We start from the raw sequence: 11,834 nt of genomic DNA on the forward strand, positions 1-11,834 counted from the left end.
TGTAGATGATGGTCACAGAAACCTGCCTGTTTGCCGGCCAGTCCGGCGATATCGTCGAGCTGATTCGGCGCTTCGATTGGGCCGGCACCCCGCTGGGCCCTATCAGTGATTGGCCGGATGTGCTGATCAGCTCCACACGCCTGATCCTCTCCTCCCCGACTCCGATCGTGCTGCTGTGCGGTGCGCGTGGCGTGCTGATCTACAACGACGCCTATGCCACCTTCGCCGGCCTGCGCCACCCGCAGATCTTCGGTTTGCCGGCAGAAGATGCCTGGCCGGAGATCGCCGACTGGAACCGTCACGTGATCGACATGGGCATGGCGGGCAAATCGATTTCCCAGGAAAACCTCTACCTGCCCCTGCGCCGCCCGGGTCTGCAGGACGACGCCTGGATGAACCTCTACTACAACCCACTGCTCGATGCCGCCGGCCAGTCTCACGGAATGATGTGCATCGTGGTGGAAACCACCAGCCAGATGATCGTCACCCAGCAACGCGCCAAGGCCGAAGCCGAGCTGCGCAGCGCCAATGAACGCATCGAACTGGCGCTGGACGCCGGCGCAGTACTCGGCACCTGGGTGTGGGACATTCCCAACGACAAGGTCACGGGCGATGAACGCTTCGCGCGGGCCTTTTCGGCAGACCCGCAGGAAGCCGGCCACGGCATACGGTTCGACGTCGTCACTTCGGCGATTCATCCGCAAGACCTCCCGCGGGTGCGCACGCTGATCGAGCAGACCATGCAAACCGGCGGTGCTTACCGCACCGAATACCGGATTCGCAAACCCGATGGCAGTTACCGCTGGATCGAAGCCAACGGCCGCTGTGAGCTGGCGGCAGACGGTACGCCGTTGCGCTTTCCGGGTGTGCTGATCGATATCGACGCGCACAAGGCAACCGAGCTGGCGTTGCGCCAATTGACCCAGACGCTCGAAGAACGGGTCGGCGAAGCGGTGCTGCAGCGCGTGCAGGCCGAAGAGCAATTGCGCCAGGCGCAGAAGATGGAAGCCATCGGCCAGCTTACCGGCGGCATCGCCCACGACTTCAATAACCTGCTGGCCGGCATACTCGGCAGCCTGGAACTGATCAAGCGCAAGTTGCCGGCAGAGAATCCAGTGCTGAGCAAGTTCATCGATGCCGCCATCGTATCCGCCAACCGCGGTGCCTCCCTGACCCACCGGCTGCTCGCCTTCGCCAGACGCCAGTCGCTGGACATGCGCCCTGTGGAGGTCAATAAGCTGGTGCGTGCCACCGAGGAACTGCTGGCGCGTACGCTCGGCGAGCATATTCGCCTGATCACCGGGCTGGCCGACGACCTGTGGCTGACCCGCAGCGACGGCCATCAGCTGGAAAATGCCTTGCTCAACCTGGCCATCAACGCCCGCGACGCGATGCCCCACGGCGGCGAGCTGCGCATCGAAACGAGTAATACCCACCTTGGCGAAAGCCTCGCCCGCGGTTACCAGGTGGTCGCCGGCGACTACCTGCTGATCACCGTAAGCGATACCGGCAGCGGCATGTCCCAGGAGATCATGCGTCATGCCTTCGAGCCGTTCTTCACCACCAAACCTATCGGCCAGGGCACCGGCCTGGGCCTGTCTATGGTCTACGGCTTCGTGAAACAGACCGGTGGCTACCTGCACATGGACAGTCAGGTCGGCCGCGGCACCACGCTCTACCTGTATCTGCCGCGCCTGCACATGGAGCCCGATACCGCCGCGCAGGTCGACCCGGTACAGGCGCCGCGAGGCACGGGTGAGCGAATTCTGGTGGTCGAGGATGACCGGGTCGTGCGTATGCTGATCGTCGAGGTGCTCGAGGAACTGGGCTATCAACTGATGCAGGCCGGCGATGCGCAAAGCGCCCTGGGGCTGCTTGAGCAGAGCCCGCCGCTGGATCTCCTGCTCACCGATGTGGGCCTACCCGGAATGAGCGGTCGCCAGCTGGCCGACGCAGTCCGCCAGCGCCAGCCAGGCCTCAAGGTACTGTTCGCCACCGGCTACGCGGAAAGCGCGGAAGTGCGCGATGGCTACCTCGACAACGGCATGGAGATGATCGCCAAACCGTTCTCGTTCGATGCCCTGGCGGCCAAGATCAAAAGCATGCTTGGCGATGAGTGAGCCCCGCGCCGCTGCGCAAACTCGTGGAACTCCGTCTGCTCCTGACAGCCCAATAGGCCAGCACCCCGATTTTGCCCGTCTCTTCTGTATCTCAGGAATGTCTTCATGCGCGTAGAAGGTTTTTTCGAATCCCTCGGTGAGGCGTTCGGCTCGTTCATCCGCTTTATCGTCGACGCCTTGAGCGGCGTCATCAGCATGCTGGGCGGCGCGGTAGCCAGCTTTATCGACGGCATGTCCGGCGCATTGGGCGTCACGCCTTCGTTGCTCAGCATCGCCGTGCTGCTGCTTGGCCTGACCCTGCTGTACAGCGCGGTGCGCTCCTTCATGCGCGGTTCGATTATCGGCGGGTTGATCTGGCTCTTTCTCGGCTTGTGGTTGCTCAGCGGCCTGATCCACTAAACAAACCGTGCAACCGTGACGGGCCAAGGGCGGCCTGTCGCGTTTACGGTCGCTTGCATCCAAATGTTACAGGGGACGTGCTAGTCTGATCGGCCGTCGGTAGTCGCCTAAGTATTCCAATGTCCGTTCATGGTCAGTTGCTGCTGCGTCATCACACGCCCTTCATTCGCTTCTGGCTGGCCCGGGTATTCACCGCCAGCGGCTTCCAGATGCTCACCGTGGCCATTGGCTGGCAGATGTACAGCCTTACTGGCAACGTGCTCGACCTGGGCCTCGTCGGCCTGGTGGAGTTTCTGCCCAAAATCCTCTTCATCCTGCTGACCGGCCACGTCGCCGACCGCTTCGACCGTCGCAAGGTTGCGGCGCTGTGCCAGTGCGGCCAGGCTATGGTCGCGCTGACGCTGCTGGTCAGCACCAGCACCGGCAACCTGACCCGCGAGATGATCTTCGTCATCGCCTTTTTAATGGGCACCGCGCGCGCCTTCGAAATGCCCACCACCCAGGCGCTGCTACCGAACATCGTGCCGCCGGGCCTGTTTCCTGCTGCGGTGGCTGCCTCCAGTTCAGCGATGCAGACCGCCACCATCGTTTCCCCCGCGCTTGGCGGCGTGCTCTTCGCCGTTGCGCCAGGCTGGGTTTACGGCCCGGCACTGGTGTTGTACCTGATCGCCATGGGCATGATGCTCAGCCTGCCGTCCCAACAGAAACCGCTGAAGCAGAAGATCTCGGTGGAGTCGCTGCTCGCCGGCTTCCGCTTTATCCGCAGTCGCCCGGAAGTCCTCGGCGCCATCTCCATGGACATGTTCGCCGTATTGCTCGGCGGCGCCACCGCGCTGTTGCCGGTATTCGCCAAGGACATTCTGCTCACCGGACCCTGGGGCCTGGGCCTGCTGCGCTCGGCGCCGGCTGTTGGTGCGCTGCTGATGTCGATCTACCTGGCACGCCACCCCATCGAACGGCGCGTCGGTCCGGTGATTCTCGGCTCGGTGGCGATCTTTGGCGTGGCGACCATCGGCTTCGGGCTATCGACGTCGTTGTGGTTCAGCCTGGCGACGCTGGTGCTACTCGGCGCGGCGGATATGGTCAGCATGGTGATCCGCGGCGCCTTCGTGCAATTGCAGACGCCAGACGAGATGCGCGGCCGCGTTGGCGCGGTGAACGGCCTGTTCATCGGCGCCTCCAATCAGCTCGGCGACTTCCGCGCCGGGGTCAGTGCTGCCTGGTTCGGCACGGTGCCGGCGGTACTGATGGGCGGCGTGGGCGCCATCGCCATCAGCGTGCTGTGGATCAAGCTGTTCCCGGCGCTGTCGACCCGCGACCATATGCACACGCCGCTGGTGGGCGACGACAAGCCCTGACGGCTGCGCCGTGCCTGTGCAGATGCCATCTGGCACCTGCAGAAACGTGCTGCATTCGACCCCGCGGCGAAATGCTGCGGAGCTGCTATGATGCCGCGCTTTCGCGGATCAGCAGCATGCCAGGGTCGCCGTAGTAACAGGCGCCGGCCCTACTGGCACGTGATGTGCTTTGCTTGCCTTCTGCCTCTGTCAACGCGTGTTCGCCGCCCCGGGAGCCCCCGCATGCTGGAAAGACTGTTCCAACTCAAAGCGCACAACACTAACGTGCGCACCGAAATACTCGCCGGGGTCACCACCTTCCTGACCATGGCCTACATCCTGTTCGTCAACCCGAGCATCCTCGGCGAGACCGGCATGGACAAGGGCGCAGTGTTCGTCGCCACCTGCCTGGCAGCCGCCTTCGGCTCCGCCGTGATGGGCCTGATCGCCAACTACCCGATCGCCCTGGCGCCGGGCATGGGCCTCAATGCCTTCTTTACCTACACCGTGGTGATGGGCATGGGCCACACCTGGCAGGTCGCGCTGGGTGCGGTATTCCTGTCGGCGTGCCTGTTCTTTCTGCTGTCGATCTTCAAGATCCGCGAGTGGATCATCAACAGCATTCCGCTGGAACTGCGCTCGGCCATCGCCGCCGGCATCGGCCTGTTCCTGGCGCTGATCGCGCTGCAGAACGCCGGTATCGTCGCGGCCAACCCGGCGACCATGGTTGGCCTCGGTGATCTCGGCTCGCCCGCCGCCCTGCTGGCGATTCTCGGCTTTTTCCTGATCATCGGCCTGGAAGCGCTGCGCATCACCGGCGCGGTGCTGATCAGCATTCTGGTGGTCACCGGGCTGAGCATCCTGCTCGGGGTCAGCGAGTTCGGCGGTCTAGTGTCGATGCCGCCGTCGCTGGCACCGACCTTCATGCAGCTGGATATCGCCGGCGCGCTGGACGTCGGCCTGATCAGCGTGATCTTCGCCTTCCTGTTCGTCGACCTGTTCGATAACTCCGGCACGCTGATCGCCGTGGCCAAGAAAGCCGGGCTGATGCGCAAGGACGGCCACCTGCCGAAGATGGGCCGTGCGCTGATCGCCGACAGCACCGCTGCCCTGGGCGGCTCGCTGCTGGGCACTTCGACCACCACCAGCTATATCGAATCCGCAGCTGGCGTGAGTGCGGGCGGGCGTACCGGGCTGACTGCCATCGTGGTCGCCGTACTGTTCCTGTTTGCACTGTTCTTCGCGCCGCTGGCCGGTAGCGTGCCGGCGTTTGCCACTGCGCCGGCGTTGCTGTTCGTCGCCGTACTAATGGCGTCGGGCATGGCCGAGATCGAGTGGAGCGACATCACCGTTGCCGCGCCCGTGGTGGTGACCGCCCTGGCGATGCCGCTGACCTATTCGATTGCCACCGGCATCGCTTTTGGCTTCATCACCTGGGTAGCGGCCAAAACCTTGGCTGGCCGCTACCGCGAGCTGAACGGCATGTTGGTGGCGCTGGCGGTGTTCTGCGTAATCAAGCTGGCGCTCTTCTAAGAGCTTCTGCGTGGGAACGCGTTCCCGGACGCGCCCTTCGCCATCGATGATCAATGGTGACGGCACTTCGGCAGCACGTAGGGCGGACTCAGGAGCGAAGCGAACAGTCCGCCAAACCCACGCCGATCTGACACAACGGCAACGGCACTTCGGCAGCACGTAGGGCGGACTCAGGAGCGAAGTGAACAGTCCGCCAAACCACGTCGATCTGACACAACAGCAACGGCGTACTGCTTCGCGAGTACGCCCTACCGCTCTGCGTGGCAACGCCTCCCCAGACGCTACGCGTCCCGCGCCATCGATGATCAACGGTGACGGCACTTCGGCAGCACGTAGGGCGGACTCAGGAGCGAAGCGAACAGTCCGCCAAACCACGTCGATCTGACACAACGGCAACGGCGTACGGCTACGCGAGTACGCCCTACCGCTCCGCGTGGCAACGTCCCCCCGGACGCTACGCGTCCCGCGCCATCGATGATCAACGGTCACGGCACTTCGGCAGCACGTAGGGCGGACTCAGGAGCGAAGCGAGCAGTCCGCCAAACCACGTCAATCTGACACAACGGCAACGGCGTACTGTTTCGCGAGTACGTCCTACCGCTCTGCGTGGGAACGCGTTCCCGCGCCATCGATGATCAATGGTGACGGCACTTCGGCAGCACGTAGGGCGGACTCAGGAGCGAAGCGAACAGTCCGCCAAACCACGTCGATCTGACACAACTGCAACGGCGTACGGCTACGCGAGTACGCCCTACCGCTCTGCGTGGGAACGCCTCCCCGGACGCTACGCGTCCCGCGCCATCGATGATCAACGGTCACGGCACTTCGGCAGCACGTAGGGCGGACTCAGGAGCGAAGCGAACAGTCCGCCAAACCACGTCGATCTGACACAACCGCAACGGCGTACTGCTTCGCGAGGACGCCCTACCGCTCTGCGTGGCAACGCGTTCCCGGACGCGTCCCGCGCCGTCGATGATCAACGGTCACGGCACTTCGGCAGCACGTAGGGCGGACTCAGGAGCGAAGCGAACAGTCCGCCAAACCACGTCGATCTGACACAAGGGCAACGGCGTACTGCTTCGCGAGTAGGCCCTACCGCTCTGCGTGGCAACGCCTCCCCGGACGCTACGCGTCCCGCCCCACCAATAATCGACGACACCGGCACGTCGGCAGCGGAATCGCTACAATGGCGCCCCGTTTTCCTGCCGCCTGAGTGACCGATGAGCCGTCCCGCATTCGACCCCGCCACTTACGACGCCCAACTCGCTGCGAAGAAGGCCCGCCTGGTCGAGCTGCTCGCGCCGTTTGCTGCGCCAGAGCCCGAGGTATTCGAGTCGCCGCGCGAGTATTACCGCCTGCGTACCGAATTCCGCCTGTGGCGTGAAGCCGGTAGCGAGAACCGTCACTACGCGATGTTCGAGGCTGGCGACAAGCACAGCCCGATCTTCTTCGAAGACTTCCCAATCGCCAGCCTGCGTATCAACGAATTGATGCCGCGCCTCAAGGCCGCCTGGCAGTCTAGCCAGGCGCTGGGTTTCAAGCTGTTCCAGGTGGAGTTCCTCACCACCTTGGCCGGTGATGGGCTGATCACCCTGTGCTATCACCGCCCACTGGATGACGCCTGGGAAGCGGCCGCCAAGGTGCTGGCCGATGAGTTGGGCGTCAGCATCGTTGGCCGCTCGCGGGGCAAACGCATCGTGGTCGGCCGGCCTTATGTTGAAGAGACGCTGCAGGTCGCCGGTCGCACTTTCCGTTACCGCCAGCCGGAAGGCGCCTTCACCCAGCCCAATGGCGAGGTGTGCCAGAAGATGCTCGGCTGGGCCTACGAGGTACTCGGCGAGCGCGACGACGACCTGCTGGAGCTGTATTGCGGTAACGGCAACTTTACCTTGCCGCTGGCCACCCGCGTGCGCAAGGTGCTGGCCACCGAAATCAGCAAGACTTCGGTCAATGCGGCCTTGGCGAATCTGGCCGATAACGAGATCGATAACGTCACGCTGGTCAGGCTGTCTGCCGAAGAGCTGACTGAGGCGCTGAATGACGTCCGTCCGTTCCGCCGCCTAGCCGACATCGACCTGAAGAGCTACGACTTCGGCAGTGTGTTCGTAGACCCGCCGCGCGCCGGTATGGACGCTGATACCTGCGAGCTGACCCGCCGCTTCGAGCGCATCCTGTATATCTCCTGTAACCCGGAAACCCTGGCGCAGAACATCGCCCAGTTGCACGACACCCACCGCATCGAACGTTGCGCGTTGTTCGACCAGTTCCCCTATACCCATCATATGGAGTCGGGCGTATTGCTGGTTCGCCGGGGTTAAGGCGAAAGCAGCCTCAAGCTCTGCGTAAAGATGGCACCCACGCTCCAGCGTGGGTGCTCAGGCTAGGGCGCTCTGCGCCCGTTTGCGCTAGGCAGCGTTCAAAGCGGACGCAGAGCGTCCCAGGAGGCATTCCCACGCGGCGCGTGAGGAACGATCAGGTGAACGTCCGCATGTGCCTTGAGGAAGCCACAACGCCTCGTCAACTCACCTGTTCCAGCCATTTATCGACGTCCTTGCGGCTGATCTTGCCGTCGGACTTGGTGTTGTTCGGGTGGAAGCGGATGGTGTCGAGGAATTCGAAGAACTCCTTGTTATCCATCAGGAACTGCACGGCGTCGATATCTTCCTGGGAGTTGTCGAAGCGGTCGTCGCCCTTGAGCAACTTGTTGAAATCTTTGTCGCTGATGATGTCGTCGCTGCCCTGCCACTGCTCCCAGTTATCGACGATACGGTCGATCTTGTCCTTGTTCTCGCGATAGAACTCGGCGTCGAACTTATCGTTGTAGGTCACCAGATCCTTCATGTTGTCAGTGAACCAGTCATCACCAATTTTTCCGTCCTTCTCGACCTTCTCGGTAAATTCCTTGTAGTGCTCGGGCTGCGCCTCCCAAACGGGAATATCCTCGGGGTACCAGGCGTCGAAACGGTCTTCGTATTTGCCTTCGTAGTAGTTGTACTCGTAGCTCATGTGCACGAGGTAGTTGAGCTTGTCGCCCCACTCCTTTTCCAGCACGCCGTCCTTGTCCAGCTCGCGGAAGTAGTCGCGCACCTTCTCGACGGTTTCCTCGCTTTTCTTCAGGGCCACCACGCCACCGATGATGGCACCGATGAAACCGAGCACCGCACCGACACCACCGGCCGCGGCGGCAACTACCCCGGCCACGGCCGCAGAGCCAACGCCAATCGCAGCCGCCAGACCGGCGCCGCCCATTACCAGCCCGGCGGTGCCGCCAACCAGCTGCAAGCTCTTGGCCGCGAACTGCTCGGGCGTGCCGCCTTCCTTGCGCAGTTTGTCGATGCCCATGCCGCCGAGCACCAGATCGAGTACCCCGCCCGCCACGTCAGCGACGCCGCCGATGGTCGACAGCGCACCGCCAATCCAGCGCAGCTTCTCTGACTCGGGAACATTCTTCAGCTCCGGGTTCTTATCGGCGATCGTGGTAAGGCTGCTGCGCACTGCGTCCTGCTGATCCGCCGGCAATTGTTCGATCAGGTCCTCGACCGCGGGACGGGACGTGCGGGTGTTGTCGTCGAAGTCCTTCCAGAAGTTGTCGGCGGTGAACGCCTTGCCCATGTCGAGCTCGGGCAATTCCTTCAGGTTATCCAGCTTCTTCTGGATTTCCTTCATCTCGATCGATTCGGTTTCCGACACGTCCTTTGGCTTGAAATGCTTGTCCCAGACGGTTTCCTTGAGGCTCTTGCCAAGGCCCAGCGAATCCGCGGCGCCCGGTTTGCGGAACAGCTCTTCGTAGGCGCCGGTAACCATGGTAGCCATCGGCGAGATCATACTGATGGTGGTAACGAAGTTCTTCGCCGCCTCGATGCGCTCCGCCGGCGTGTCACCGAAATTCAGCCCGCCATCGGCCAGCTTGTAGATACCGGCGACCATCGAAATCAGCCCGGCGCTGGAACTCAATACACCCGTCTTGCCGAGCTTGCCGAGCACGCCGGCCACACCGTCGCGTTCGGCCAGCGGGACTTTCGCCACAGCTTTGTCGATTTTCTCGGCGGTGATCACGCCGGACTGTCCCGACGGGTCGTTGATACTCGCCTTGGCGCTGTCCTTGAGGAGCTGGGTCAGCGGCTCTCGTGAGCTTTCCACCGAGGTGACGAGTTTTTGCTCCTCTGCGCTCAGCTCGGGCTTGGCCTGGCCTTTCTCTTTGCCGCCGCCGAAGAAGTAGTTGTAGATGTCGGTGCCGCGCTTGGTGCCCAGCACCGAGGTCATCATGGTGGTCAGCAGCGTGGAGACCATGTCAGTGGTGGCCTTGTCGACGTTCTCTTCGCCGACGCCCTCCATGCCATCTTGGTAAAGCTCGTTAAGCTGATCGATAGGAATGCCGAACTTGAATTCGGTATCGATCTGCGCCGCCAGCTCGGCATCGAGCAGGCTAAGCGACTGCATATCGGCCGCATAGCGCGCCGCCGCGCCTTCGGGGTTGTCCTGCTCTAAATCCGCCAACGCTTTTTTGTACTCGGGGTCGCGCAGGGTCTCGGCCAGCTTATCCTTGAAGCCGTCCTTGTCCTCGACCTTGTCGATCGCCTCCTTGAGGAAGCGGTCATTGTCGGCGGCGATGTCCTCGTCGGTCATCAGCGCCAGCAATTCTTCGCCCAGCTTGCCCTCGTCAACCAGCCCACGCATTTCCGCCGGGCTCATCTCCTTGGGATCTTTGCCGTAACTGGTATTGGTGGTGCCGCTGAACGCACCGTTTGTGGTGGTGTATGGCAGGAACTGGAAACCGCCGTTGAGCATCGCCCGCGCTTCAAGCAGGCGCAGGTACTTGGCCTCCTTGGAGTCGTCAGGCTTGTCCTTGTATGCCTCCTTGAGGTTGTCGTAATACAGCTCGCCAACGGTCTTGGCCTTGCCATCCTTCTTCTCGCTGGTTTCGGCGAGCATCAGGTCGGTGTCTTTCGCGGGCGGCAGGTCACGATCCTCGAAGGCCTTGTCGACCGCGCCTTGTTGCTTATCAACCTGGGTGCCTTCCAGGTTGGCGAAGTGTTCAGGGGTGACGCTCTCGATGACGATAAATTTGCCGCGTCGTGGCGTCTCGACCGCGAGAACACCCGGCGCCAGGGTTTCGACCTTGGTGCCGTCGGTGACCACGGGGATGTCGTCGCGGGCGCTCATGACCTTGTAGCCATCCTCGTCGATCTTCTTCTCGATCTCGTCGCGGGTCTTGGCCAGCTCCTTGACCCGCTCGTAGGCGTCGGGCGACACCTCCTTGGACACGGCGTATTTATGACCATCTGCGGTGGTGAACAGCGCCGTATCGTTCTCGCCATACGCGCCGTTGTCGTCGACGGTGAGCTGGAAGCCGTTGCCCGGGTGATACACGGCCGCGCTCATGTCGAGATAGCCATCTTCGATAAAGCGCAGATCGCCTATTTCGGGAACATCCTCTGGTGACGTGACGACAGTGAAGCCGCCCGCCTCGCGCTGCCCAAGCCACAGCTCGTGCTCGTCGGAGAGGTCTTTTTCTGTCCAGGCGGGTGCGCCCTTCACATCACCACTGTCCATCTTCGCCTTGGCGACCTCGTGAAGGCGCGGGTTGACGCCAGCATGTACCAGCACCTGGTCACCGTTTTTCATGGTCACCAGCAACAGGTCGTCCCAAAGCATCAGCCGGTGACCGCTGGAGGACAGCCATTCACTCTCGACGTTGGCGATATCCTCTTCTTTCCACTGGTGGTTGCTCTCTGCCAACGGCGGCTTGCCGTCCAGATAGGGCCCGCGGTGTTCCTTATAGGCCTCGATACCCTTTTTATCGAGCTGCCCACCCTTGCTCCGAGCCTCGCGCAGCTTTTCGTCGAAGTCAGCGTTGCCCGTCTCTCCGGTCACGCGTTTGGGTGTGCTGGTATCGATCGTACTCATCGGCGTCGGCGCTCCGGCTCAATAAAGTGGACAGGGTCGCAAAACGGCGCTGCGAGCCTTGTACAAAAAGGAATGGCTATGGCACTTGTGAACGACGCAGTCACGCGCTCGGCTGCTGCCCAAAACTGAGCGTCAGCTCTCATCTGTGCGCGTGAACGACACCTGCGTTGCTTGCATTCAAGCAATCGTCACATTGATGCAACAACCTAATCGGAAAGGATTTCGCAGCTTTTCACAGTGAGTCATGGCCCTTAACAGGACGTAGGAGGCCGACGCTGTATGGACTGCCAGGAGCGCCGCCTTGTGAGCCTCGATCCAACCTACATCAACGCCGTCACGCACGGTTTTCCGAACGCCTTTTTAGTCATCATCCGAATTACCGAACAGGCCAATGTCGACGAACTGCACACGCCGTTGACAATCAAGCAGTTAGCGACCTATCGGTCACTGTCGATAACGGCACGCTATTTGCGACGTTTCCCCTACCTCTGATCGACGCCGCGATGTAGCCGCGCGGTGATAAACAAAAACAAACGAC

7 protein-coding genes are annotated in these 11,834 nt (G+C 62.2%); 6 read left to right on the forward strand and 1 reads right to left on the reverse strand.

What is annotated here, in order from left to right:
- The first annotated feature begins 5 nt into the window (after positions 1 to 5).
- From BLS60_RS16935 to trmA, 5 genes are all read left to right on the forward strand, one after another.
- The gene (locus BLS60_RS16935; protein WP_092370327.1) at positions 6 to 2,120 is read left to right on the forward strand and encodes a hybrid sensor histidine kinase/response regulator; all 2,115 of its coding nucleotides are present in this window, start codon (positions 6 to 8) and stop codon (positions 2,118 to 2,120) included.
- A 105-nt stretch (positions 2,121 to 2,225) separates the two neighbouring features.
- Positions 2,226 to 2,519, forward strand: coding sequence for a hypothetical protein (locus BLS60_RS16940; protein WP_092370330.1), 294 nt, complete (start codon positions 2,226 to 2,228; stop codon positions 2,517 to 2,519).
- Between the two features lie 119 nt (positions 2,520 to 2,638).
- Positions 2,639 to 3,877, forward strand: a complete 1,239-nt coding sequence (locus tag BLS60_RS16945) for an MFS transporter (RefSeq protein ID WP_092370333.1) — start codon at positions 2,639 to 2,641, stop codon at positions 3,875 to 3,877.
- A 222-nt stretch (positions 3,878 to 4,099) separates the two neighbouring features.
- Entirely contained in the window at positions 4,100 to 5,389 is a 1,290-nt protein-coding gene (locus BLS60_RS16950; RefSeq protein ID WP_092370336.1) for an NCS2 family permease, read from the forward strand.
- Positions 5,390 to 6,609: 1,220 nt separating this feature from the next.
- Positions 6,610 to 7,707 carry a tRNA (uridine(54)-C5)-methyltransferase TrmA gene (gene trmA, locus BLS60_RS16955; protein ID WP_070880487.1) on the forward strand — a complete coding sequence of 366 codons (1,098 nt, stop codon included), beginning with the start codon at positions 6,610 to 6,612 and terminating at the stop codon, positions 7,705 to 7,707.
- A gap of 199 nt (positions 7,708 to 7,906) precedes the next feature.
- Here trmA and BLS60_RS16960 read toward each other — a convergent pair whose 3' ends face one another.
- A complete protein-coding gene (locus tag BLS60_RS16960; RefSeq protein WP_092370339.1) occupies positions 7,907 to 11,296 on the reverse strand; it encodes a hypothetical protein in 3,390 nt (1,129 codons plus the stop codon).
- A gap of 303 nt (positions 11,297 to 11,599) precedes the next feature.
- On the opposite strand from BLS60_RS16960, the gene BLS60_RS16965 reads away from it, so the two are divergent.
- Complete coding sequence (locus BLS60_RS16965) at positions 11,600 to 11,788, forward strand: hypothetical protein (protein ID WP_143024617.1); 189 nt, start codon at positions 11,600 to 11,602, stop codon at positions 11,786 to 11,788.
- Positions 11,789 to 11,834 lie beyond the last annotated feature (46 nt).

The organism is Phytopseudomonas seleniipraecipitans (genome assembly GCF_900102335.1).
Classification (GTDB): Bacteria; Pseudomonadota; Gammaproteobacteria; order Pseudomonadales; family Pseudomonadaceae; genus Aquipseudomonas; species Aquipseudomonas seleniipraecipitans.

Bases quoted from the DNA above. Each gene is read 5' to 3' on its own strand.
- BLS60_RS16935 (WP_092370327.1), top strand. From the start codon at position 6: ATGATGGTCACAGAAACCTGCCTGTTTGCCGGCCAGTCCGGCGATATC.
- BLS60_RS16940 (WP_092370330.1), top strand. From the start codon at position 2,226: ATGCGCGTAGAAGGTTTTTTCGAATCCCTCGGTGAGGCGTTCGGCTCG.
- BLS60_RS16945 (WP_092370333.1), top strand. From the start codon at position 2,639: ATGTCCGTTCATGGTCAGTTGCTGCTGCGTCATCACACGCCCTTCATT.
- BLS60_RS16950 (WP_092370336.1), top strand. From the start codon at position 4,100: ATGCTGGAAAGACTGTTCCAACTCAAAGCGCACAACACTAACGTGCGC.
- trmA (WP_070880487.1), top strand. From the start codon at position 6,610: ATGAGCCGTCCCGCATTCGACCCCGCCACTTACGACGCCCAACTCGCT.
- BLS60_RS16960 (WP_092370339.1), bottom strand. From the start codon at position 11,296: ATGAGTACGATCGATACCAGCACACCCAAACGCGTGACCGGAGAGACG.